Source organism: Flavivirga eckloniae, from assembly GCF_002886045.1.
In the GTDB taxonomy this organism is placed as follows: domain Bacteria; phylum Bacteroidota; class Bacteroidia; order Flavobacteriales; family Flavobacteriaceae; genus Flavivirga; species Flavivirga eckloniae.
Genome location: NZ_CP025791.1, coordinates 359,669 through 384,838 on the forward strand (window position 1 = coordinate 359,669; position 25,170 = coordinate 384,838).

At 32.9% G+C, this 25,170-nt stretch carries 28 protein-coding genes; 16 read left to right on the forward strand and 12 right to left on the reverse strand.

Annotated elements, in window-relative coordinates:
• Window positions 1–103: 103 nt before the first annotated feature.
• Window positions 104–1,396: a threonine synthase gene (gene thrC, locus C1H87_RS01475; RefSeq protein WP_102754120.1), complete on the forward strand. Its 1,293-nt coding sequence runs from the start codon at window positions 104–106 to the stop codon at window positions 1,394–1,396.
• 183 nt (window positions 1,397–1,579) lie between these two features.
• Here thrC and C1H87_RS01480 read toward each other — a convergent pair whose 3' ends face one another.
• Window positions 1,580–1,939, reverse strand: coding sequence for a DUF983 domain-containing protein (locus tag C1H87_RS01480; RefSeq protein WP_102754121.1), 360 nt, complete (start codon window positions 1,937–1,939; stop codon window positions 1,580–1,582).
• Window positions 1,940–2,042: 103 nt separating this feature from the next.
• On the opposite strand from C1H87_RS01480, the gene C1H87_RS01485 reads away from it, so the two are divergent.
• The 9 genes from C1H87_RS01485 to C1H87_RS01525 all read left to right on the forward strand — a co-directional run bounded on the left by C1H87_RS01485 (window position 2,043) and on the right by C1H87_RS01525 (window position 10,931).
• A complete protein-coding gene (locus tag C1H87_RS01485; RefSeq protein ID WP_102754122.1) occupies window positions 2,043–2,918 on the forward strand; it encodes an AraC family transcriptional regulator in 876 nt (291 codons plus the stop codon).
• A 171-nt stretch (window positions 2,919–3,089) separates the two neighbouring features.
• Window positions 3,090–3,596 carry a hypothetical protein gene (locus C1H87_RS01490; protein WP_158655093.1) on the forward strand — a complete coding sequence of 169 codons (507 nt, stop codon included), beginning with the start codon at window positions 3,090–3,092 and terminating at the stop codon, window positions 3,594–3,596.
• Window positions 3,597–3,955: 359 nt separating this feature from the next.
• Entirely contained in the window at window positions 3,956–4,867 is a 912-nt protein-coding gene (locus tag C1H87_RS01495; RefSeq protein WP_102754124.1) for a C1 family peptidase, read from the forward strand.
• Window positions 4,868–5,003: 136 nt separating this feature from the next.
• Window positions 5,004–6,107, forward strand: coding sequence for a hypothetical protein (locus C1H87_RS01500; RefSeq protein ID WP_102754125.1), 1,104 nt, complete (start codon window positions 5,004–5,006; stop codon window positions 6,105–6,107).
• A 156-nt stretch (window positions 6,108–6,263) separates the two neighbouring features.
• Window positions 6,264–7,346: a glycine cleavage system aminomethyltransferase GcvT gene (gene gcvT, locus C1H87_RS01505; RefSeq protein WP_102754126.1), complete on the forward strand. Its 1,083-nt coding sequence runs from the start codon at window positions 6,264–6,266 to the stop codon at window positions 7,344–7,346.
• Window positions 7,347–7,360: 14 nt separating this feature from the next.
• Window positions 7,361–8,200: a sugar nucleotide-binding protein gene (locus tag C1H87_RS01510; protein WP_102754127.1), complete on the forward strand. Its 840-nt coding sequence runs from the start codon at window positions 7,361–7,363 to the stop codon at window positions 8,198–8,200.
• A gap of 59 nt (window positions 8,201–8,259) precedes the next feature.
• Window positions 8,260–8,550: a 4a-hydroxytetrahydrobiopterin dehydratase gene (locus C1H87_RS01515; protein ID WP_102754128.1), complete on the forward strand. Its 291-nt coding sequence runs from the start codon at window positions 8,260–8,262 to the stop codon at window positions 8,548–8,550.
• 620 nt (window positions 8,551–9,170) lie between these two features.
• Window positions 9,171–9,890 (forward strand): YebC/PmpR family DNA-binding transcriptional regulator, encoded by a 720-nt coding sequence (locus tag C1H87_RS01520; RefSeq protein WP_102754129.1) that lies wholly within the window; start codon window positions 9,171–9,173, stop codon window positions 9,888–9,890.
• Between the two features lie 30 nt (window positions 9,891–9,920).
• A complete protein-coding gene (locus C1H87_RS01525) occupies window positions 9,921–10,931 on the forward strand; it encodes a Gfo/Idh/MocA family protein (RefSeq protein WP_233783292.1) in 1,011 nt (336 codons plus the stop codon).
• A gap of 336 nt (window positions 10,932–11,267) precedes the next feature.
• On the opposite strand, the gene C1H87_RS01530 is transcribed toward C1H87_RS01525, so the two are convergent.
• Together C1H87_RS01530 and pdxH are read right to left on the reverse strand one after the other, a co-directional pair.
• Window positions 11,268–11,765 carry a CAP domain-containing protein gene (locus C1H87_RS01530; RefSeq protein WP_102754130.1) on the reverse strand — a complete coding sequence of 166 codons (498 nt, stop codon included), beginning with the start codon at window positions 11,763–11,765 and terminating at the stop codon, window positions 11,268–11,270.
• A gap of 163 nt (window positions 11,766–11,928) precedes the next feature.
• Window positions 11,929–12,576 carry a pyridoxamine 5'-phosphate oxidase gene (gene pdxH, locus C1H87_RS01535; RefSeq protein WP_102754131.1) on the reverse strand — a complete coding sequence of 216 codons (648 nt, stop codon included), beginning with the start codon at window positions 12,574–12,576 and terminating at the stop codon, window positions 11,929–11,931.
• A 93-nt stretch (window positions 12,577–12,669) separates the two neighbouring features.
• Here pdxH and C1H87_RS01540 point away from each other — a divergent pair, with 93 nt between their 5' ends.
• The 4 genes from C1H87_RS01540 to C1H87_RS01555 all read left to right on the forward strand — a co-directional run bounded on the left by C1H87_RS01540 (window position 12,670) and on the right by C1H87_RS01555 (window position 14,868).
• Window positions 12,670–13,089: a hypothetical protein gene (locus C1H87_RS01540; RefSeq protein ID WP_102754132.1), complete on the forward strand. Its 420-nt coding sequence runs from the start codon at window positions 12,670–12,672 to the stop codon at window positions 13,087–13,089.
• A 39-nt stretch (window positions 13,090–13,128) separates the two neighbouring features.
• Entirely contained in the window at window positions 13,129–13,539 is a 411-nt protein-coding gene (locus tag C1H87_RS01545) for a hypothetical protein (protein ID WP_158655094.1), read from the forward strand.
• A gap of 202 nt (window positions 13,540–13,741) precedes the next feature.
• Window positions 13,742–14,167: a hypothetical protein gene (locus C1H87_RS01550; RefSeq protein ID WP_102754134.1), complete on the forward strand. Its 426-nt coding sequence runs from the start codon at window positions 13,742–13,744 to the stop codon at window positions 14,165–14,167.
• 284 nt (window positions 14,168–14,451) lie between these two features.
• Complete coding sequence (locus C1H87_RS01555) at window positions 14,452–14,868, forward strand: hypothetical protein (protein ID WP_102754135.1); 417 nt, start codon at window positions 14,452–14,454, stop codon at window positions 14,866–14,868.
• Here C1H87_RS01555 and C1H87_RS01560 read toward each other — a convergent pair.
• From C1H87_RS01560 to rpsA, 6 genes are all read right to left on the reverse strand, one after another.
• Window positions 14,865–15,770, reverse strand: coding sequence for a ribonuclease Z (locus C1H87_RS01560; protein WP_102754136.1), 906 nt, complete (start codon window positions 15,768–15,770; stop codon window positions 14,865–14,867). The two genes, C1H87_RS01555 and C1H87_RS01560, sit on opposite strands and share 4 nt — an antisense overlap.
• Window positions 15,771–15,773: 3 nt before the next feature.
• Complete coding sequence (locus C1H87_RS23255; RefSeq protein WP_158655095.1) at window positions 15,774–15,950, reverse strand: hypothetical protein; 177 nt, start codon at window positions 15,948–15,950, stop codon at window positions 15,774–15,776.
• 1 nt (window position 15,951) lies between these two features.
• Window positions 15,952–16,284, reverse strand: coding sequence for a ribonuclease Z (locus C1H87_RS01565; RefSeq protein ID WP_102754137.1), 333 nt, complete (start codon window positions 16,282–16,284; stop codon window positions 15,952–15,954).
• Between the two features lie 3 nt (window positions 16,285–16,287).
• Window positions 16,288–17,217: an aspartate carbamoyltransferase catalytic subunit gene (locus C1H87_RS01570; protein ID WP_102754138.1), complete on the reverse strand. Its 930-nt coding sequence runs from the start codon at window positions 17,215–17,217 to the stop codon at window positions 16,288–16,290.
• A gap of 66 nt (window positions 17,218–17,283) precedes the next feature.
• Window positions 17,284–17,823 (reverse strand): bifunctional pyr operon transcriptional regulator/uracil phosphoribosyltransferase PyrR, encoded by a 540-nt coding sequence (pyrR, locus tag C1H87_RS01575; RefSeq protein ID WP_102754139.1) that lies wholly within the window; start codon window positions 17,821–17,823, stop codon window positions 17,284–17,286.
• A 150-nt stretch (window positions 17,824–17,973) separates the two neighbouring features.
• Entirely contained in the window at window positions 17,974–19,806 is a 1,833-nt protein-coding gene (gene rpsA, locus C1H87_RS01580) for a 30S ribosomal protein S1 (protein WP_102754140.1), read from the reverse strand.
• A 439-nt stretch (window positions 19,807–20,245) separates the two neighbouring features.
• Between rpsA and C1H87_RS01585 the strand changes: the two genes are divergently transcribed.
• Both C1H87_RS01585 and C1H87_RS01590 read left to right on the forward strand, forming a co-directional pair.
• Entirely contained in the window at window positions 20,246–20,626 is a 381-nt protein-coding gene (locus tag C1H87_RS01585) for a LysM peptidoglycan-binding domain-containing protein (protein WP_102754141.1), read from the forward strand.
• A 250-nt stretch (window positions 20,627–20,876) separates the two neighbouring features.
• Window positions 20,877–22,040, forward strand: coding sequence for a carboxypeptidase-like regulatory domain-containing protein (locus C1H87_RS01590; RefSeq protein WP_102754142.1), 1,164 nt, complete (start codon window positions 20,877–20,879; stop codon window positions 22,038–22,040).
• Between the two features lie 117 nt (window positions 22,041–22,157).
• Here the strand turns inward: C1H87_RS01590 and C1H87_RS01595 are convergent, their stop codons facing one another.
• The 3 genes from C1H87_RS01595 to porQ form a co-directional block, all read right to left on the reverse strand.
• On the reverse strand, window positions 22,158–22,859 hold the full coding sequence (locus C1H87_RS01595) for a DUF547 domain-containing protein (protein ID WP_102754143.1): 702 nt from the start codon (window positions 22,857–22,859) through the stop codon (window positions 22,158–22,160).
• Window positions 22,860–23,015: 156 nt separating this feature from the next.
• Window positions 23,016–23,711: a (d)CMP kinase gene (cmk, locus tag C1H87_RS01600; RefSeq protein ID WP_102754144.1), complete on the reverse strand. Its 696-nt coding sequence runs from the start codon at window positions 23,709–23,711 to the stop codon at window positions 23,016–23,018.
• Between the two features lie 428 nt (window positions 23,712–24,139).
• On the reverse strand, window positions 24,140–25,162 hold the full coding sequence (gene porQ / locus C1H87_RS01605; protein WP_102754145.1) for a type IX secretion system protein PorQ: 1,023 nt from the start codon (window positions 25,160–25,162) through the stop codon (window positions 24,140–24,142).
• Window positions 25,163–25,170: the final 8 nt, after the last annotated feature.

Genomic DNA, 25,170 nt, shown 5'->3' on the forward strand with positions numbered 1-25,170 from the left:
AAGCGAGAAATCACATTATAAAAATAAAATCAAGAACTAATAATAAACAGATTCCTGCTGAAGTTTATCTTAAGCGTAGACGAAAGGCAGGAAAGACAGAAAGATGAATTATTACAGTTTAAATAAACAAGCACCAAACACATCATTTAAAGATGCTGTTATAAAAGGTTTAGCTCCAGATAAAGGATTGTATTTCCCAGAAAGCATTACACCATTAGGTGATGATTTCTTTAAAAATATTAACCAATTATCATATACTGAAATTGCGTTTCAAGCCATAAAACAATTTGTATCTCCCGAGATTCCAGACGAGGTTTTAAAAACCATTGTTGAAGAAACGTTGTCTTTTGATTTTCCTGTGGTTCAACTGGATGATAACATATCTACCTTAGAGCTATTTCATGGACCAACCATGGCCTTTAAAGATGTTGGTGCCCGCTTTATGGCACGCTGTTTAGGCTATTTTAATAAAGATAACACCAACGAAGTTACAGTATTGGTAGCTACATCTGGAGACACAGGCGGAGCTGTAGCTAATGGTTTCTTAGGTGTTAAAGGTGTAAATGTGGTTATACTCTACCCTAGTGGTAAAGTGAGCGACATTCAAGAAAAACAATTAACAACACTTGGCAAGAACATTACCGCCCTAGAAGTTAACGGCACGTTTGACGATTGTCAAGCCATGGTAAAAAGAGCTTTTTTAGATGAAAGCTTAACCAACAACATGCAATTAACTTCTGCTAACTCTATAAATGTGGCACGTTGGCTACCACAATTATTCTATTTTATGTTTGCATACAAGCAATTACATAAAAAATATGATGATATTGTGTTCTCTGTACCTAGTGGTAATTTCGGAAATGTTTGCGCGGGTATGATGGCTCAACAATTAGGCTTACCAATTAATCACTTTATTGCGTCTAATAACGAAAACAATGTAGTTACTGAGTATTTAAAAACACAATTATACGCGCCTAAACCATCGGTACAAACAATTAGTAATGCTATGGATGTTGGAGATCCTAGTAACTTTATCCGTATTCAGGAGATTTATAAAAACAAGTTTGAAACACTGAAAGATAATGTGTCTTCATTTAGTTTTTCTGATGATGCTACCAGAGAAGCCATGAAGGAAATCTACACGAAATACAACTATGTAGCAGATCCGCATGGTGCTGTTGGTTATTTAGGTTCTAAAGCCTATTTACAAGAAAACCCTGAGGCACACTGTGTATTTTTAGAAACTGCGCATCCAACTAAATTCTTGGATGTTGTTGAAGAAGTTATTAAAGAAGAACAGCCATTACCAGAACAAATTCAAGCGGTAATGGGTAAAGAAAAGGTGGCTTTAGAAATTTCTACTTACGAAGATTTAAAATCTTATTTATTGAAATAAAACAACTTTCATATAATATTCAATGCCATGGGTTTACCATGGCATTTTTGTTTAATACATTTCATACTTTAAAAATGGTTCGTATGGCACACCTTATCCCAAAAAACCAATTATAACTGCACATCTCGGGGCTTCTCAAACAGCACCGGAAAAATTTGTAAACAGTGGTTATAACAAAAAGATCTACATCTTAGTATCTGTATTCGAGAACAAGTAAATCCAAATAGTTCTGGATAACTTAAAATTAAATGTGCTAAAAAGTATAGATGCACATATTACTCCTATAAAAGAAAATAAAAGAGACAATCCCAAAACAAAGTGAGCCAACAAAAAAACACCAATAAATTCGGCTACTGCTAGTGCATAACTAACAAACATGGCTCCAAAGAAAAAACCAGGCTCTTTTTCAAATTTAAAATTGCAAGTGTTGCATCTGTCTTTTATTCGTGGAATTCGAAATAATAGCAAATTACCCCCAGAGTTAAAAATGTTGTTTTTTTCACATTGAGGACATTTGCTTTTTAATATAGATATCAGTTTCATATTTCACCCTTTTAGAATCATTGTGCAAATTTAGCCTACTCAATGCAAGTAACGTATATAAATAATACGCTCTTTTTTGTACTTTTAGGACATAACTCTTTTTATGAAGCCTATACCTGTTTTAAATATTAAGCAATTTGAGCAAGATGTACCTATATCAGATTTTTATAGTAGTGATCTAACAAGTCATTTAGAAAGACATAAAGACTTTTTCCATAAACCCCATAGTCACGATTTCTTTCTATGTGTAATATTCTCCAAAGGCTCTGGTATACATGAAATAGATTTTAATACGTATTCCATTAAACCCGGAAGTGTATTTTTTTTAAGACCAGGTCAAACTCATTATTGGAAGTTTGATAGCCCGCCTAAAGGTTACATTTTCTTTCATAAACAGGACTTTTATGAGCTTCACTTCTCCAAAAGTAAATTGGAACAATTTCCTTTTTATTACTCTCATAAAAATCCTCCTACTCTTAATTTAGATTCCAAAAACATTGAAATTTTAGAGTCTAAATTCAAAGATATTTATAATGAATATTGTACGGACTTCCTTTATAAGAAACAAAAAATAGCAAGCCTTATTAATACAACATATATAGATTTAACCAGACATTACAATGCAATAGAATCTATTAAAAAAGAAACTTCGTTAGCTTATGTAGAAACATTAAGGTCTTTAGAGAAGTTGATTGATAATCATTTTAAAGCAGAAAAATCAGCAACATTTTATGCTAACCAACTAAATATTACTTCAAAACATTTAAATAGAATTACAAAAGCTACTTTAGGAAAAACCACAACCGACTTGATTACCGAACGGATAATATTAGAATCAAAGCGCTTAATGGTCCACTCTAACAATACTTTATCCTCTATTTCAGAACTATTAGGCTATGAAGATTATGCCTATTTCTCCAGAGTGTTTAAATTAAAAGTTGGAAAAACACCATTGGCATTTAAAAAAAGTTATCAATAGCCTTTCTTACAATTCCCTGCACATTCACAGCTCTTATAATTAAAGACTTAACACTGGAAACCATATATAAGTTTCACTGGAAACCGGGTAACAGAAATGCTCGAAATTAACTCTCTTTGCCTTGTATAATAATCCATTTCAAAGAGTCATTAATTTAAAAATCTTGTAATAATGATAAATAGAATAACATTGATCACGTTAATTTGTTCTTTTAACATGCTACTCTCACAAGAAATAGATACACTGAGAGTTTATCAAAACGACACTTTAGTTTTTAAGAAAGCGTTGGTACTAAACCACCGCGATAAATCGGAACATATAATTAGTTATGATTTGATAAACCCAATTGACAAAACATACTATGTTATTTATAATGATAAAAAGCAGCTTGTTAAAGAAGGAATGTATACATCAAATTATACTTATGAAAGCATACAATATGGTGGCGGTTTTTATAATGTAAAATATTACTACTACAATAATCAAGGAAAATTAAGAGCCATTGCCTACCTAGAGGACGGCAGACATTTAAAAACAGAACATTATAAAGGGCAGAATGAGTTACAAAAAATCAGGTATATCGACAAAAAAACCGAATTACCTGTAAAAATGGAATTTTATAAAAACAACAAACTAAAAAGGATAAAAGTTCTTACCAATTATTATGTCAACGGATAGTTTTATTATTACACCATTCCCTCTTATCTTAAACTCTTAGCTCACTAAACTGTGTCCCAGACTTGTTTCAGAACTATTTTTTTACAGTCACAGTGCTCTCCTCTTTAATTTAAAGCCGAGAAATGAATTTCGATTTTGATAAAAATTGGAAGAAAGAGGCGTTTTATTAAAAATAACAAACATATATAACCCTCCGAATCCCGATCTCATCGGGATCCACCTCCCTTTTTAATAGGGAGGAACACCTTGAGTTCTTAAGCAAGATTAACGTTAGTTAACAACAATATACCTATTATCAGGTATTGAATCGATATACATATAACCCTAATATTGTTTCATCAACTAAAGCTATTTTAAACATGAAACAAATTAAAAAAAATCTGGGATGGATAAAAGACTATCCAGATATTAGGGATTACGACGTTCACACATCTACAGTTCACAAAAACCCGCTTAAACCCGTTATAAAAGAATCGGTAAAAGATTTAATGGGCAAAATAGGAATGACTGATGATTCAAAAAAAGCCTTAAAGAAAAAAGTAGATCTTAGAAAATGGTGTTCGCCAATTAAAAACCAAGGTGGTATAGGTTCTTGTACAGCATTTGCTGCCGTTGGTATGTACGAATACTTCCAGAAAAGAGCCTTTAACAAATTTATAAATGGCTCAGAACTTTTCGTATACAAAACTCAAAGAAATATGCTGGGCTGGAAAGGCGACAAAGGATCTTATACAAGAACGGCTATGGGCGCTCTTGCCTTGTTTGGTGTTCCTCCAACCAGTAGCTATCCTTACGAAACCGAAAAATTCGATGAAGAACCACCTGCATTTGTATACTCATATGGTCAAAATTTTCAGGCACTAGCTTATTACAGATTAGATCCCTTGGGAACCAGTGGCAATCAAACACTAACAAACATTAAAAAACAACTAAGTGCCGGAATACCATCAATCATGGGGTTTACGTGTTATACATCCCTCGAAGATCTAGAAACGTTTAAAAGTGGCAAAATTCCCTACCCTAGTGATACAGAATCGGTAATAGGCGGCCATGCTGTTATGGTTGTTGGTTACGACGATAACATGGTTATTACAAATCCAATTGATAACAAGAATAAAAAAGGAGCACTTATCATTCGTAATTCATGGGGAAATTGGGGCGATGAAGGCTATGGTTATATCCCCTACGAATATGTTAAACAACAATTAGCCAGCGATTTTTGGTGTTTAATATCTGCTGAATGGATAGACACTGGAAAATTTAAAATGTAAACCGAATAGTAAACACCAATAGTTTGTTATTTAAAACATAGATTTTTAAAAATAGTACTTAAAGAAAAGGCTGTTTTAAAACTAAATACCAATTTATAAACTTTTAAAACAGCCTTACAAAAAACCAACACTCATTATGCAAAGAATAATAAAGTTTCTTAAACAGAATGATGAAATTCTTGGGATAGTTGTTGGTATTATTACTTCTCTGGCAGTAATTTCAAAAACAATAGACAAAACAAGTTTTGAAAATTTAAACATTAACCTACTAACCGATTCCATAAACATTGGAATTCTTTTATTGGCACTAGCTTTAACAAAAGGGACTCCCCTTTTTGTTTCAAAAGAAGAAACAAAAAAGATTTGCTCAGACTTTAATTTATCTACAGAAAGCTTTAATTCAAAAATTGTAAGAACAAATTCCCTCATCAACCAGCTATCAAGCTCCATTCGTTGGTTTGCAATAATTTTACTTGGCTTTTATTGCCTACAATTCTTTATGGATTTTAGTCTAATGGATAAATATGATGATTTTGAAAACAGTCTTAAAAACAACAAAAGTATTCTTGAATTACTAAAATTCACATCCGATGGGTTGCAATCGACTTCAAACTTAAACGCCGCAAAATTTTTAGGTATCGAAATCTTAACCAATTCATCAAACTTATTTAGTGCAACTTTCCTTTTTACATCCTTTTTGGTTCTATTTAGCGTTACTCTTGAAAATGACAATAAGACCTGGCATATAAAAAATCAAATTCCTATCTCAATAGCTATTGCCATTACTGTTATTAATATTGTTTTTTTTATTGTAGGTGTCGATTATTTTAATCTAAAAGAAACCTCTACTTCTATTAGATTGTTGGGCGGAATTTATAATGGAATTGCTATGGCCTTGTTATTTAGCAGATTCATTTCCATGGAATACTATTTTCAAAACTCAAAGCGAAATTTAGAAAGAAGCTTTTATTACTACGGAATAACAATAGGACTTCCTTTGTATGTCGTTGTTCAACCCTTATATGCGTTATTTAATGCCGTAGATTTAGAAGCCGCAGCAATTTTTAAATCAATAGTTTTCTTAATATGTTTTTGGGGTAAACTCGTATTCCTATTCTTTATTTATACCATGCTTAACAAAAAATGGATACATTCCTATATTCTTCTCAATCTAATTGAAAACGAGAACCTTGAAAAACTTTCCTTAGAATTAAATGATGTTGAGAAATTGGATAAATAAAAAGCATACAATAACTTTTTTTAACTATAACAGTAGGGTGCGTGCATGTGATTCCCTTTAACAATCTGAATCCCGAATTTTAATATGATTTTTTGGTTGGAATATTACGAATTTATGTAGTTTTGCGCTACAAAATTTAATTATTAATAACCAACCATGAAAAACACTGCATTAACATCAACACACGAAGCTCTAGGAGCTAAAATGGTACCTTTTGCTGGCTACAATATGCCTGTGCAATACGTAGGGGTAAACATAGAACACGAAACCGTTAGAAAAGCTGTAGGGGTGTTTGATGTATCGCATATGGGAGAGTTTTTAATTGAAGGAGCGCACGCATTAGAATTAATACAAAAAGTATCCAGTAACGATGCTTCTAAACTAACTATTGGTAAAGCTCAATACAGCTGCTTACCAAACAATGACGGTGGTATTGTAGACGACTTAATTATATACAGAATAAAAGAAGAAACCTATTTACTGGTAGTTAACGCCAGTAATATTGAAAAAGACTGGAACTGGATTCAATCTAAAAACGATGTTGGAGCAACCATGCGCAATTTAAGCGAAGACTACTCGTTACTAGCTATTCAAGGCCCTAAAGCCATAGAAGCTATGCAATCCATTACAAGTCAAGATTTATCAGCAATAAAATTCTACAACTTTGTAGTTGGTGACTTTGCAGGTATAGAGCACGTTATCATTTCAGCTACTGGGTATACAGGTAGTGGTGGTTTTGAGATTTACTGCAAGAATAGCGAAGTAAAACAAATTTGGGATAAGGTATTTGAAGCCGGTGCAGATTATGGTATTAAACCTATCGGGCTTGCTGCTAGAGATACCCTACGTTTAGAAATGGGGTACTGCCTTTACGGAAATGATATTGACGACACCACTTCGCCTATTGAAGCTGGTTTAGGTTGGATTACTAAATTCACTAAAGCATTCACAAATTCTGAAGCATTAGAAGCCGAAAAGCAACGAGGACCAGAACGTAAATTAATCGCATTCGAGCTTGATGAACGCGGTATTCCAAGACAAGGTTACGACATTGTTGATGGAAACGGAAATAAAATAGGTATTGTAACATCAGGCACCATGTCGCCATCGTTAGGAAAAGGAATAGGCTTGGGATATGTTCCAACCATTTTCTCTGATATTAGTAGTAAGATTAATATCCAAATACGTAAAAATGCAGTCCCGGCAACCGTTATAAAACTGCCTTTCTATAAAGGTTAAAGTATTTTCTATAAATGAAAAGGCAGGAGAAAGAAAGTAAACATAGAATTTTAATATTAGGAGCCAGCGGTTTTTTGGGGGGTGCCATTTATAAAGAGCTCTGCTCCTACTTTAAAACCTTCGGAACTTATAGCACCCCTAACAAGCAACACGAAAAGAATAATCATTTTTTTCATTACAATATAGAGGAAGACGATGTTTATGAAATACTAGACATCGTTAAGCCTACTATCGTTATTTCTGCACTTCGTGGTGATTTTTCAGCACAACTGATGGCACATCAACATCTTGCAGAATATGTATTTACCAACAAAATAAAGCTCATTTTTCTATCCTCTGCCAACGTTTTTGATGCCTACAGTAAATACCCCAGTTACGAAACCGATAAAACCTTAAGCAATAGTATTTATGGTCATTTCAAAATCAAAATTGAAAACATGCTATTGCGCATGCCAAAAAAACAAGTAGCCATCTTAAGATTACCTATGGTTTTTGGAGCACAATCTCCAAGAATAGCAGAAATGCACGAAAACATAAAAGAAAAAGAACCTATTGAAGTCTTTCCAAACCTAATAATGAATGTAACCAATGATGTAAAAGTAACCCAACAAGTTCATTATATTATAAATAGAAACAAATACGGAGTCTTTCACCTGGGAAGCAAGGATTTGGTACATCACGACGAGTTTATTAAAGAAATTGTTGATTCTTTCGAACACAAAAATAAAGTGATATATAAAAATGTTTATACCACTAACGACGATAGATATTTAGCAGTATTACCAAAATACAACCTATTACCAAAACACCTACAATTAGAAAGTCAGCAAATAGTATCAGAATTAAAAATATAATTGATTCTAAGCTATTAAATTGTTAAATTAGTAACATCTACCCATATAAACATATAACGATGAGTAAACTTTCAGAAAATGATATAGAAAAAAGACTATTGCACCTTCCAGACTGGGATTATTACGATAATGCTATTCATGCCGAGTTTGAATTCGATAATTTTAAAGATTGCTTTAGTGCCATGAGCAGAATTGCCTTCGAGTGCGAAGCATTGAATCATCATCCTAATTGGTCTAACGTATATAATGTACTTACCATTTCGATAACAACTCATGATGCTAATGGCTTAACTAATAAAGACTTCAAACTAGCAGAAGCTATCGATACTATAGTTGAACCTGAGGAGTGAATTGACAGTATTTAGTGATCAGTTGGCAGTAATCAGTAATTCAGTAGTAAATAACAGTATTCTCTTTGCGGCTTAGTGCCTTGGCGAGAAATATCTAGTATACAGCGTTCAGTGACAGTAGGCAGTTGCTAATCAATACCATTTAAACTCTTAATTCCTTTGCGACTTTGCGGCTCAGCGAGAAACACCAAGTGTACGGTTTTCAGTGGCAGTAAGCAGTTACTAGTCAATACCATTTAAATTCTTAATTCCTTTGCGGCTCAGCGAGAAACACCAAGTATACAGCGTTCAGTGGCAGTAGACAGTTGCTAATCAATACCATTTAAACTCTTAATTCCTTTGCGGCTTTGCGATTTAACAAAAGACATCAAGTGTTCCAGTTAACAGTAGTTCAATAATCAAAAAACAACTATTTTCTCTCCACATCTGTGTGTCCTGAAAAGATCATAAAGCAATCACAACATCAAATAGGCAATAACCCGTATTCCACACAAGATCAATTTCTAAAAATTAAAGTTAGTAACCATTATTTTTGATTAGTAGATTTTTTTAAATTTGCTAGCATTATAGAATAACAGATTCCTATACTTAAAAGGGATCACAAATTAAAGCATATAATTATGGGAAGAGCTTTTGAATTTAGAAAAGCAAGAAAAATGAAACGTTGGGCCGCAATGAGTAAAGCATTTACTCGTATTGGTAAGGATATTGTCATGGCAGTAAAAGAAGGAGGTCCCGACCCAGCAGGTAATTCCCGCTTAAGAGCAGTTATTCAAAACGCCAAGGCAGTAAACATGCCAAAGGACAATATAGAACGTGCTATTAAAAAAGCTAGTGATAAAAACCAGGGCGATTACAAAGAAGTTATTTTCGAGGGTTACGCACCTCATGGCATAGCCGTTTTAGTAGAAACAGCAACAGATAACAACACTCGAACAGTAGCCAATGTACGTAGCTATTTTAACAAGTGTGATGGTAGTTTAGGAACATCTGGTTCTGTTGTTTTTATGTTCGACCATACGTGTAACTTTAGAATCAATTCAGAAGGTTTAGATCCGGAAGAAATAGAATTAGAATTTATAGATTTTGGTGCAGAAGAAGTATTTGCAGACGACGATGGCATCTTAATATATGCACCTTTTGAAAGTTTTGGAGCCATACAAGCCGAGTTAGAAGCACGTGAAATAGAAATCCTGTCTTCTGGTTTTGAACGTATTCCACAAGTAACAAAACCACTTACTCCAGAACAGGCTACAGACGTTGAAAAACTTTTGGAAAAACTAGACGACGACGACGACGTACAGAACGTATACCATACCATGGAGGAAAGTACAGAGTAAAAAGAAACACAAAAAGTAAAAACTATCATTTTGAGCACAATCGTTAAACCCCACACCCAAAAACTCGATAAAACAATTAGATGGGGTATTATTGGATGCGGTGATGTTACAGAAATAAAAAGTGGTCCCGCATACAAAACAATTGAAGGTTTTGAGCTAGCAGCAGTTATGAGACGAGACTTCGACAAAGCAAAAGACTATGCCGAAAGACATGGTGTAAGCAAAGTTTTTGCAGATGCTGATGAGCTGATTAACGATGATGACATCGATGCTGTTTATATAGCGACACCACCAGACACCCACAAATATTATGCCCTGAAAGTTGCTGCTGCCAATAAACCTTGCTGTATTGAAAAACCAATGACACCTAGTTATTCGGAGAGTTTAGCTATACATCAAGCGTTTAAAGATAAGAACCTTCCCCTATTCGTAGCTTATTATAGAAGATCATTACCACGTTTTAATCAAGTAAAGGATTGGTTAGACAACAAGTATATAGGAGATGTTAGACATATTAATTGGCGCTATAATAAACCTGCTAGCGATATAGATAATTCTAAAGCATACAATTGGAGAACAGATGCTAAAATAGCTCCAGCAGGTTACTTTGACGACTTGGCCAGTCATGGACTCAATTTATTTACCTTTCTAATTGCCGATATAACAGATGCCTATGGCATAAGTGGCAATCAACAAGGTCTTTATACGTCAAAAGACACAGTAACGGCTTGTTGGATTCATGAAAATGGTGTTACAGGATCTGGTAATTGGAATTTTGGTTGCGATGGTCATACGGATAAAGTTTTGATTTCCGGAAGCAAGGGAACCATACAATTTTCCATTTTTCACGACAACCCAATTGTATTAAACAGTGAGACAAAAAATGAAGAATTATTCATTGAAAACCCGAAACATATACAAATACATCACGTAACGGGTATGAGAGATATGCTTATAAAAAAGAATTATACGCACCCATCTACGGGAACTACTGCCCTTCATACGAGTTGGGTTATGGATAAGATTCTAGGTAACCTATAAATTAATGCATGTTACACTAAGCCTCCTGTGTCTCGACAGCAAGAGGATATCTTACAATACAAGTTTATGTTAATATGGTTGGTGAGATTTCTCACTGTGTTCGAAATGACACGGAATTCTGCACTAGTACTAAAATACAAAGTCGATTCTAAAAGTTTAAAACAAAAACCCTTCCAGAAAACTGGAAGGATTTTTTACCTAAAGCTAAATTCAATAACAATTAAGTTATCAATATAACCTCTTTTAATTCCAAACTGTATAAGTCATAATACAGTTATCGCTATAAAATAGTTCAATTAAAATAGGTTATGCTTTGCTGCTTATTAAAAAGCACTATTATTTTTTTATAAAGATGTTAGTAAAATACCACCTTCCATTTTCATTTTTTTCAGCCGAAACATCAAAGTTTGTAAAGTCTCCTTCTATAGTCCCTCTATGTCCGTCACTCTTTATCCAGGCCTTTACTACCGTTTGTGCAGTACTATACCCATAGGCTACGTTTTCAGATACTTTTTTAGCACCAGCATTAGCTTTTAAATAATTGCTACGGGTATAAAAATTATCGTGAGATACCACGTTGTTATCCACCATATAATCTGTATGGCTATAAGCTACAGATTTAACTACAGACATGTCTTCTAAAGTGTTTAATCCAAGAGACAATCTATAATCATTAATAAGTTCAAGTATTTCTATTTCTATCTCTTTTGCCTCAAGTGAAACAAGGCTTAATTCGATAGTATCCGTTTTATCATCAATGCTGTCTGTTGAGCAAGAAGTGAGCGTCAACACAGCAAACAATGTCAATAATGACAGTTTTGTTACTGACTTCATAAGTAGGTAATTTAGATTAGGTATGGTAAAAATAGTAGCCTACTCCGAAGTGAATGTTAAAGAAATGTTAAAATCGATTAAAAACGTGTATTTTATCGTACAAATTTGTTTTTAATCGACGAAATGCGATTTTAAACGAAATGAAATGTATTTAAACGGTAATTTAAGGAGATAATCGATCGATTTTCCAGTTAAAATCTGGTTGAAGTGTGAATCTAATCCTATCGTGCAATCTATTAGGGCGTCCTTGCCAAAATTCAATTTCAAAAGGCTTAACGATATACCCGCCCCAATTAGCTGGTCTTGGAATTTCTTTTCCTTCAAATTCTTTTTCTAATTCAACAAGTCTTTTCTCAATGATATCTCTATTCTCTATAATTTCACTCTGATTTGAAACTAAGGCTCCTAACTGACTTCCTCTTGGTCTGGACTCAAAATAACCATCACTTAAGTTTTCTGCAATCTTTTCTGCTTTTCCTTTAATAATAATCTGACGTTCGGCTCCATGCCAAAAAAAAGACAAGCATACGTTAGGATTTTTGGCTATGGCTAGCCCCTTTTCACTATTATAGTTTGTGTAAAAAATAAACCCTTCATAGGTAAAACGCTTAAGCAGTACAACTCGATTCTTTGGAAAACCATCCAAGCCAATTGTAGAAACCGTCATGGCATTGGTTTCATCTTCAACAAAAAATTTATCGATTTCATAAAACCATTTTTGGAATAATTCCATTGGGTTTTCTGGTACATCCTTTAAAAGTAATTCGTGCTTTTCGTAAGACTTTCTATAATTGCTTAAATCCTTTTCCATAGATTACAAAATAACAAAAAAATAATGTTTTATAAGGCATTAAAATTTAATGAAACATCGTAAATTAGCTATATCTCAAAGAATAGCATCCCAATGAAATTTGAAAGTTCTCTCTACTGTAAAAAGTTAAGCTACTACAAGTTAGAATTGCCCTTTGGTGATTTTTTTTTATGTGAAAAATTTATAATATCAGAACTACACGCTGGCATACATTTTGACTGGCCTAAGATTAAAATAGTCGCTAAAGAAGTATTGAATTTCTATAGTGAAAATAGCAAACTAGGCTATATTTCTAATAGAGTTAATTCTTATTCTGTAGACCCCCAAGTTTGGACAAAAGTGGAACGCTTTAACAGAAATAGTTTTGTAATTGGTGGTGCTATCGTGTACTACAATGATAGGATGTATTTAAACGCTACTTTAGAAAAAAGGTTTTCTAAGGTTAAAATAGTCCCTTTTTTGTCTTTAGATAGCGCTATTGAATGGATTGTAAACTTGGTTGATTCTAAATAAACCCCTTCACTCTCACAAATACTCTCAAAAAATGCCCCAATGAAATTTGAAAATTCCCCCCATAGCAAAACATTGAACTATTACAAGCTCGTATTGCCTTTTGGCAATTTTTTTTTATGTGAAAAATTTATAATATCAGAATTACATACCGGTGTACATTTCGATTGGCCTAAAATAGAAATGGTCATTAAAAATGTTTTTAAGTTCTATGGCGAGAATACGAGATTAGGCTATATTTCGAATAGAATTAACTCCTATTCGGTTAGTCCACAAGATTGGGAAAAAGCAGAACAGTATAATTTAATGACAGGCATTGCTATTGTATACTATAATTATATGACCTATTTAAATATTTCTTTAGAAAAAAGATTTTTAAAAGTTAATTTTCACCCATGCTTATCTTTAGATGAAGCTATTGAGTGGGTTCTAGGTTTGGAAGAATCGAAATAAACCTCAAATCGAGAGCGTTTTTACATTACGCATCACATTAACAGAGCAGTTCCCAATCTTCATTTAGTTTTACCAAAACAAATCATGATTCCTCCAGCTTTTGTAACCATATAACATCCTTTAATTAAGTAACATAATTTGTATTATCATTTTTTTATTGTAATTTTCTTACAAAAAAATATCTTTTGATAAAATACAAATTATGAGATTTGAAGATTCTAACTACTACAAGACTTTAGCTTCAAAAAAGATTGTTTTAAAAACTGGCACATTTTACTTTACGAAACACTTTTGTATTTCTGAAATTAATGAAGGTGTACATTTGGGTTTTAAAGAAGCTCAAAACATTATTATGGCTTTGTTTGAGCATTATGGTGAAGAGTTAAAAATTGGTTTTATATCGAATCGTATAAACTCATACTCTCTTGACATTAGGGAATGGATGAAATTTAATGAGACTTATAATTTTTTAATTGCTACAGCTATTGTTACTTATAATGATTTAAACTTCAACATTGCTATTATTGAAAAATACTTATCTAATATGAGCATTAAAAAATGTAATACTTTAAATGAGGCTATTAGTTGGATCGTGAACCTAAAAGAATTTAATATCGTAAATACTTAAATCTATAACTTTTCATAATAATACAAAGTCTAGTATTATTAAAATACAGCATTCTTTCCTCTAAATATTTTAATCGTCATAATGTGTCCAATTTGCGACTAAAGGTGAAATTTGAAGCTTTTTCTTTTTAAGAATGAAGCTTTTTTATTACATAATTGGTAATCTCCTACTGTTTTAACTAAAATTATCCAAGAAAAATTCAAAAATATCCCAAAAAAGATATTTCAAAGCTTTCGTATTTTATAAAACATTGTAAATTATGCGCCTCTCAAAATATTAAGCAAATGAAATTTGAAAATTCTCTCTTTAGTAATGAACTAAATTACTACAAATTGCAAATGAGCTTTGGTAACTTTTTTTTATTCGAAAAATTTATAATCTCAGAATTGGGTGATGGTGTACACATCGATTGGCCAAAAATTAAAACTGTAACTAATGAAGTTCTAGATTTTTATGGTGAAAATGCTAAAATAGGATATATCTCCAATAGAATTAACTCGTATTCTATAGATCCGTGTATTTGGACAAAAGTTTATAAAAAATACAATAAAAGAATGGTAGGTGGTTCTATTGTATCATATAACCGTATGATGTGCATGAATGCTTCATTCGAAAAAATGTTCTCAAGGTTTAATATTAAGGTTAGCTTGTCCTTAAATGAAGCTTTAAACTGGGTTACAGATTTGGACGAATTATACTAAAATTCGAAAATTTTTCCATCTTCGCATAACTCTACGTTGCTAAAAACTTCCTGAGCTTCTTCTTTGAAGGCATTTAAGCTATCGTAACGCGTAGAATAATGTCCCAGCAACAATGTACCTGCATTAGCTAATTTCGCTATTGTAGCAGCCTCCTTAGCCGTAGAATGCTTGGTTTTAGGTCCTAAGTGCGCATGTTTATCTAAAAAAGTAGATTCGTGGTATAACACATCTACATTTTTAATAGTCGGCACAATATCTTCCTTGTACATAGTATCACTACAAAAGGCATAGCTCATTGGTTTAATACCATCTTTGGTAACTGTTTCATTTTTAATGGTTACACCATCTTCGTTAACCACATCAAATCCTTGCACCAGTTTTCTGTAATAAGCAACATGAATGTTGGCTTCTTCTACCGCATCAATATCCAATTTACGGTTGCCTTCTTTTTCTTTAAACATAAACCCATTGGTATAAACCCTATGGTTTAATGGAATTGTATGTACTTCTACCTTTTCATCTTCAAAAATTAATTCTGATGCATCCGAAGTTAATTCATGAAAGATCAGGTTGTAATTAGTCCAGGAATCGGCCAGCTTCATTTGCATGGTAATCACTTCTTTGATTCCTTTTGGTCCATAAATATGTAAGTCTGCTTCTCTGGTAAGCAACCTAAAAGTTGATATTAAGCCTACCAAACCAAAAAAATGATCGCCGTGTAAATGCGAAATGAATATATGTTTAATGCGATTAAACTTTATTTTATGCTTACGGAGTTGTACTTGAGTTCCCTCGCCACAATCAATTAAAAACATATGGTTATTAATTTCCAGTACTTGGGATGTGGTATTGTTTAGTGTTCTTGGAGTTGCGCTATAACAACCTAAAATAGTGAGCCTCATATATTATACAAAAGTAGGTTTGTAATTTAATGAATCTGATACTACAAATTTATTCCTTAAACTAAATGTATATGCCGTATCGTTATGTTTGTTAAAATAATTCAAATTGTGCTCAACGTCCTTACACATACCAAAACTTGTTACCGTGTTTACGTACTCAATAAGGTGTGGTTTATTCATATTAAAACCCTAAATCGCGTTCCATTTCTTCCATCTCAATAATGTCGTAAGCCTCTTGTGTGGTAGGTACAACTACTATTTCGTCTGGAATATCATCTATATCAATTTTATCTGAAACAACCACAAAAGATTGCTTGGTAGCACGATGGTTATTCGATATTTCCAAAAACTCAACAATATCTTGCTGTTTTAGTTTATTTAAAGTCGTTAAAACAACAATAATATTATTGTTTTTAAATTTCGGGTACAAAGCTTGTAGTTTCTTAACTAACTCTACAACCGTAGCTTTTTCTTGCGTAACTATAGAAGTATTTCCATTCTGGTCTAAAATCATAATCTACTGTTTTATTTTCGACGCTAATAAATATATAGCTGCCATTCTAATGGCGACACCATTTTGGACTTGATCCAAAATAATCGACTGTTTAGAATCGGCAACATCACTGGTAATTTCCACTCCCCTGTTAATAGGTCCTGGATGCATGATCGTAATTTCTTTATCTAATGAATCTAACAATTCTTTATTAACCCCAAACTGTTGGGTGTATTCTCTGGTAGATGGGAAATAGCTAATATCCATACGTTCGTTTTGCACACGTAACATATTTGCTACATCACACCAATTCAACGCTTTAAGTAAATTTGTTTCAACCTTTACTCCAAGTTCATTAATAAACTTGGGTAATAAGGTTTTTGGTCCGCAAACCATAACCTGAGCGCCTTGTAACTGCAAGGCAAATATATTTGAAAGCGCTACACGGCTATGAAGAATATCTCCAACTATAACCACTTTTTTTCCTGCTACATCCCCTAATTTTTCTCTTATAGAATACGAATCTAAAAGTGCTTGTGTAGGGTGTTCGTGAGCACCATCCCCAGCATTAATAATACTAGCATTTATATGCTTTGATAAAAAAACACCTGCTCCCGGATTAGGATGCCTCATTACAACCATATCTACTTTCATAGATAAGATATTATTAACAGTATCGATTAATGTCTCTCCTTTTTTTACAGAAGATTGTCCCGACGAAAAATTAATAACATCTGCAGATAAACGTTTTTCGGCCAATTCGAACGATAATTTTGTTCTTGTTGAATTTTCGAAAAAAAGGTTAGCTATAGTTATATCTCTAAGCGAAGGTACTTTTTTAATGGGTCGGTTAATAACTTCTTTAAAATGATCGGCTGTTTCAAAAATAAGTTGGATATCTTTTTCTTTAAGATATTTTATACCTAATAAGTGATTGACACTTAATTCGCTCATGTTTTTAATATTCAGTTAGCAGTTTTCTGTTGCCAGTCGTTCTCCATCTAGCCACTAGCAAAATTATTATTTTTCAATTAAATAAACCGAATCTTCGTTATCGTACTCTTTCCAGTTTACTTTTACTCTTTCATTATTTATAACATCTACCTGTCTTCCTCGATAATCTGGCTGAATAGGTAAATGTCTACTAAAACGTCTGTCTATTAGTGTTAATAACTCTATTTCGTTTGGCCTTCCAAAAGACTGAATAGCAGTTAAGGCTGCTCTAATACTACGGCCCGTATACAAAACATCATCAATAAAAACAATATCCTTCCCTTCTACTAAAAAGTTGATTTTGGTCGTATTGGCTTCAAGTGTTTTATCGCCTCTGCGAAAATCGTCTCTGTAAAATGTAATATCCAGATGACCTAATTGAATGTCTTTAACCTTGTAATCTTCTTCCAATATTTTCGCTAATCTATCGGCTAAAAATATACCTCGTGGCTGTAAACCAATTAAAACGGTATTAGAAAAATCGGTATGCTTTTCAATAAGTTGACAAGCCAATCGGTGAAGAATGATGTTTACCTCTTTTGCGTTAAGTAAAACTTTTTGACTCATATAAACTATCCAAACGTGTTTGGAGTACAAAGATAATGCAAAATTTTAGAAGTGGAAGCATAAATGTAATACTTCCGAAGTCAATATTCTTTACATATAAAAAAGCCTTCAATTTCTTGAAGGCTTTTTAGTTTATATTTCGGGATTAGCTTATGCTTTTCCGTCCATTTTATCTTTAAGAGCTTGTAAAGCATCATTAGCATCACCTAAAGTTGGTTTTGCTTCTGCTGCTGCACTAGCTGCTTTCTTAACTGCTGCTTTAACGTTAGCAACTTCTTCTGCTTTAAATACAGCTGTATGAGATGCTACTACACGTTTAAACTCTTTGTTAAATTCAATAATTTTGAATTCTGCAGCTTCTCCTTTTTTAAGTTTGCTTCCATCTTCTTTTTCAAGGTGACGAGAAGGTACAAAAGCAACGATATCTTCGTTAAACTCAACTGTAGCTCCTTTGTCAACGATCTCAGCGATAGACGCATTATGAACAGTTTCTAAAGCGAATTCTGTTTCATACTTATCCCAAGGGTTTTCAGTTGTTTGTTTGTGACCTAAACTTAATTTACGTCCTTCAACATCTAACTCTAATACGATTACTTCTAACTTGTCTCCTACTGCACAGAACTCAGATGGGTGCTTGATTTTCTTAGTCCAAGATAAATCAGAGATATAAATCAATCCATCAATACCTTCTTCTAATTCAACAAATACACCAAAGTTTGTAAAGTTACGTACAATACCCGTATGCTTAGAAGCTAATGGGTACTTACCTGTAATATCTGTCCATGGGTCTGGCGTTAATTGCTTAATACCTAGAGACATTTTACGATCTTCTCTATCTAATGTTAAGATAACTGCTTCAACTTCGTCTCCAACAGAAACGAAATCTTGAGCTGAACGTAAATGTGTAGACCATGACATTTCAGATACGTGAATTAATCCTTCAACACCATCTGCTACTTCAATAAATGCACCGTAATCTGCAATTACAACTACTTTACCTTTTACTTTATCACCTACTTTCACCTCTTCAGCAAGAGCTTCCCATGGGTGTTTGCTTAATTGTTTTAATCCTAATTGGATTCTTGATTTGTTCTCATCAAAATCAAGGATTACAACATTAAGTTTTTGGTCTAATTCCACAATTTCGTTTGGATGGTTAATTCTAGACCAAGATAAATCTGTGATATGAACTAATCCATCTACTCCACCAAGATCAATAAATACACCGTAAGACGTAATGTTTTTAACAACACCTTCTAGTACTTGACCTTTTTCTAATTGACCAATGATTTCTTTCTTCTGAATCTCAATATCAGCTTCGATAAGTGCTTTATGAGATACTACTACGTTTTTGAATTCGTGGTTGATTTTAACAACTTTGAACTCCATAGTTTTATTTACGTACTGATCGTAATCTCTAATTGGTTTAACATCAATTTGAGATCCTGGTAAGAATGCTTCAATTCCAAAAACATCTACAATCATACCACCTTTAGTTCTGCATTTAACAAAACCATTAACGATCTCTCCGCTATCGTGAGCCGCATTAACGCGATCCCAAGCTTTGATTACACGTGCTTTTCTGTGAGATAATACTAATTGTCCTGTAGCATCTTCGCGAACATCAATTAATACTTCTACTTTATCTCCAACTGCTAAGTTAGGATTGTAACGAAATTCGTTTAAAGAAATAACACCTTCAGATTTTGCATTAATATCTATAATCGCATCTCTATCAGAAATGTGAACTACAGTACCTTCTACAACCTCATCGTTAAGTGTATCAACGAAATTTTCTGCTACTAGTTTTTCAAATTCTTTAAGTTGTTTGTCGTCAACCTCATCAATACCTTCTTGGTAATTGTGCCAATTGAACTCTTTTAAGAATTTTTCGGGATTAGCTTGAGCTTCAGATACTACTGGAGCTTCTTTTTTTGGTGCTTCAGTTGCTTCAACTTCAGCTTGTTTTGCTTTTTCAGCCATTTAAAATTATGCAATGTAGTTTTATATTAAGAAGTACAACTACATTACGTTTTTGTATTCTGTATGTTTTGAAAAGTTTTATGCGAATAACACACAGAAGCGTTATATAAAATTTTGTTTTCGTTCCTTTTATCTTTCCATAATCCGCTAAAAGGAGTGCAAAAATACATTTTTTCGATAAATTAGCCTAATTTTAGTACAATATCTTCTTAAAGTCTTAAATCTGTATAAATATCTAGAGGTCAACATCATTAAGTCAAAAAATTCATTTCGTTCATTTAATACTTTCTTCAGGTTTCATTCTAAATAAAGCCGAAATATATTAATGTGACTTTTGCTTTTCTTCTGTGTCTAAACTAAACAAAAAAATAAAACTTAACATATGTTAACCTAGACAAGAATTTATTATCTTGTAATCATTAAATCAAAACTTATAATTATGACAATGAAAGCAAAATACCAACCAGTATTAGAATTGGGAGAATCTCTAAACATTCAGAACGGCGACGTACAAGAAGAAAACGGCGTTTTAAAAGTTTGGGGAACTGCTAATACACCTTATGAAAAAAACCTGATTTGGGATAAAATAAAAGAAATTGGAGGTGAAAGTCCATCGGATATCATGGCAGATATTAAAGTTGCTGATGAAAGTGTTTTTCACAGACACGTAGTTAAAAGCGGTGAAACTTTAGGCAAAATAGCTATAAAGTACTATGGCAACGCATCAAAATACCAAGATATTTTTAAGGCTAATTCCGATATTTTAAAGAATCCTGATTTAATACATCCAGACCAGGAATTGATTATTCCTAATTTGTAACATACTTATGTTCTAGCATTTGGAACATTTAATTAAACTTCATAAATTAAGATCCTGATAAATATATTTATTGGGATCTTGTTTTTAAAAACTTTTGAAGCAAGAAGAGTTATTTTAAATGAAACAAAAAATCCTGTTCTATTTGTTGCTGTAAATATTGCTAAGCTACCAGTTAAAGAAAGTTAGAAAAAATTTATGGTATCTTACCTAAAGATCGGCAAGTAAAGGGTATTAATTAATAAAAATAAATATGAAAAATGCACGATTTCTTTTTCTCCTAGCAATACTATTGTCTTCTCTTAATGGTATATCTCAACAATCTAAAATTGAAATAAACGGAATTATTTTAGATGAATCCAAGACTCCGGTTCCTTTCGTTTCTGTTGGTATAGTTGAAAAATACATTGGAACTGCAAGTACCGAAGATGGAGAGTTTTCTTTTTTAGTTACCAAGAACGAACTTCAAGACTCATTATCGATTTCTAGTTTGGGGTTCAATTCTTATAAAATTAAAGTAGCAGATTATTTAAAACAGGAAAAGAAGGAAATAGTTTTAACCGAAACGGTCACAGAACTTGATGCGGTTAATATCTTGAAACCAGCTGAATATGTTAACCTGGCAAAAAAAGGTCTTAAACAGAATACAATAAGCAACTTCCACCAGGTAGAATTATTATATAGAAGTGCGACAACAGAAAATGGCAAAGCTAAGTTTTTAGTAGAGAATTATATTAAGATTGAATCTCGTGGACTCGCTTCTTATTTTGGAGAGATTCAAGTTGCTGAATCTCGTAAATCTGCTGACTACAGAATTTGGAAACCCGACAGTAAATGGCATTCTATAAATATCCTGGCTCAATTTAATCCGCTTAGACCCAACAATTCTAGTCATAAAAGAAACTTAAAGAAGTTTATCTGGAAAAAAATTGGTGATTCATCTTATGAAGGCGAAGACGTAGTTATTTTAGAAGGACATAATCCTAAAAAGAAGTGGGAAAAAATCATCTTTTATATTGGTATAGATAGCTATAAGGTGTATAGAATTGAACGTGGAAATAGTTTGTATATTTATAAAAATCATGAAAGCGGTAAATTGGTTTTAAGTTATTATAAACACGATTGGAATCTTTCAAAAAACAGAATTCCTGAGGAACATAGAAGTATCCTTAAAGAAACTCATTTTAAAGCTGAGGCTTTTGTCTACAAAGTTATAACTGACAAAAAGAAAATAAAAGTTAGTCCTTATGGTATTAACGTAGACATAGGCATGATCGATATACCTTATAACAGCGATTTCTGGAACAACCTTAGTGCTCCACCTGATACGAAGTTTTATAAACGTATTAAAGATGGTTTGGAAAGCTTATATGGTGTTCCTTTAGAAAGGCAATATGAAATTGTTAATAAAAAATAGAAGATTTGGCAATGAAATATAGCTCTAAATTTTAGATACTGCCATCCTATGTTTATAAAAACTATTATACATAAGCATAGGATGACACATTTTAAATCTCTTCTTTAAACTATAATTTTATTTACGGTGTAAATTCCAATCATACTCCATATATACTATTTGCGTTTCTGAATTAATTTTAGCACCTCCGTAATGTTTATTGATAAAGTTTATCATATCTTCTAAACTAGCAAAATCATCTTTATACCATTGAAAGGTTTTAGATAGTCTACTAACACGTGGATTGATTATATTTTTTGTTTTATCATTCAAAAAATTGCTGGTTGCCAATCCTAAATCACGTTCTACAGCTTCTGGTTCGTATGCAGTCTTTTTTAATACAGGCGATGATATAGCTGTTGAGTAAAGCGCAAAATGTATTCTGGGATCTTCTAATCTTCGTAAAATTTCGTGCTCTACATCATCAAGAGATATTTTTCCTCCGGCATAATCAATGACTTTTAATTTAAAGGCATTCTGTACATAGTTGATACTTTTAATTGGATAATGCTCAGACAATAATTTTATGATATTAGCATTATAAAAATTAATCCAATACGCCTTTTTTTCACTTTCACTCCATCCACTATTTGGAGATATTTTAGAAAAACTATGGGTTATTTTATTTAATTCAGCTGCATTTTTTAAAACTTTATCAAAATCCACGACACCTTTAGATGAAACATGGTCTTTTAAAAACTCATTATATGCTGTTAAATCTATTGTTTGTGCAAATCCGTTCAAACAAATAAATAAAAATAGGGGCAAAATACTTTTCATTATAAATATTATTAGGTTAATATGACACAATGAGTCGTCATTTTAACAAAAACTAACACCCTATGGTTTATAATGATGAATTTCTTTTAATGAAAGTTCCCTGTAAATGCTTATTGAAGTGGTGTTCTATAGAATAAAAACACAGATTAAATAACTCTATTCCAAGCTCTCAAGAGTCATTTTTGTTAAACTTAAAATTTTATCAAACTGTTCATCTAATGTCATATTAGAATTATCAATTTCAATAGCGTCATTTGCTTTTACCAATGGAGAATCTTCTCTGGTTGTATCAATGCGATCACGCTCTTGAACATTAAACAAAACATCTTCATAAATAACATTATCTCCTCTGCCTGTAAGTTCCTCATAGCGTCTCATAGCTCTTTTCTCAGCAGAAGCCGTCATAAATAATTTAAGTTCGGCATCAGGAAAAACAACGGTACCAATATCTCTACCATCCATAACTATACCTTTATCCTTCCCCATTCTTTGTTGCTGTTCTACTAGCTTGTGTCTCACTTGCGATATAGCTGCTACTTTACTAACAAAACTGGAAACTTCTAATGTTCTTATCTTTTTTTCAATATTAACGCCATTTAAATACACCTCCGCAAAACCCAAGGTTTCATTAAATTTAAAGGCTATTTCCATATGAGGTAATTGATAAATTAATGCTTCAACATTAAAGTCATCATCGCCAATAAGGCCATTTTCCATAGCATAAAACGTGACTGCCCGATACATCGCACCAGTATCAACATATACATAACCTAAATGTTTGGCAAGTTGCTTAGCTACAGTACTTTTTCCTGTAGAAGAAAACCCATCTATAGCTATAGTAATTTTATTCATTCTTTATGTTTGAGGTATCAAAAATACTTAAAGCACTTTAAGCAAGAAAACGAATTGTTATAATTTATGGTTGTATTGGTTATTTGGTAAAACGTATAAGCGCGAAGATACAGGACAAATACCAGAAGTATGGCACTGTATACTGCAACTGAATACTGATTTCTTTTCTCGCAAAGACGCTAAGACGCAAAGCATATTTAGGATGTAGATAACTGCAAACTGATAATGCTTACCGAAAAGCTTAATCCTTTTTCTGATTAAGGCATGAATACGCAAAGCGAGTAAGGGGATTATTGACAATGCTTACTGCTACTGGATACTGAATCCCTTCTCGCTAAGACGCTAAGGCGCAAAGCATATTTAGGATGTAGATAACTGCAAACTGATACTGATCACTGATCACTGATTACTGATTACTAAATACTGAACTACCGCAAATCTATCTGAAGCCCAAAAAAGTTAGAATTAGCTGCATTGGTATACTTTGCATGTGTATAGCTAAAGCGCATTTTATTCATTTTAATTGAAATACCGGCAGATAACCCTGAAAAATTACGCTGATCTATTATTCGTAATTCTTCACCCCTACGAAAGTTATAACCAATTCTTATATTAAAACCGCGCTCTGGAAATATTTCTGCAGCAACAATGGTATGTCTAATAACCTGACCCAAAAAGCCTATTTTTTCGTTAGTCTGATTCCCTTCCAAATCGCTAGTAACACGTGTAGGGTTAGGTCTGGCAATTGGCCAATCTTGAAGGTTTTCAAAAGTAACATGCCAACGAATCGGGACATTTTCCATTAATTGGGACATTCCTATTGCGACCTCAAACGGAATGGGTTCGTGAAGTCCAGCATATGTTGTTATTTGACTCCCTAGATTTCTTACTACTAAAGCCGCATTAAAATCTATATCCTCATTAATATACAACAACCCTAAATCTGCTGCTGCCCCTATTGAAGTATACTGTTCTAATTTTGATGAAATAAACTTAACATTAGCACCAAAATAAAAATCTGAATAGCCAATTTGAAGCGCATATCCAATGGACAAAGCTGTTTCATTACCAGAAAAAGAACCTGTACTATTACCAGTCTCGTCATATCCGTCGAACGAACCATAATTAACATAGGTTATACCACCATGAAATGTTTGTGTATGTCTATCTACGGTATAGGCATAAGAAGCCGTACCGTAACCTATACCTCCTAAATAGCTGGTGTAATTTACTGCTACTTGATTATCCATTTCTACATTTATAGTAGCTGGATTAAAAAGCGCTTGCGTAACATCGTAATCGACATTTGTTAGTACTTTACCCCCTAATGCTGCTTGCCTTGGAGACGATATCAAATTAAGGAATCGATAGGTTGTCTCCCCTCCTACCTGAGCAATGGCAAGGGGTATAGATGTAAGCAAACAAAAAAGAGTAATAAGTGTCTTTAGCATATTTACAG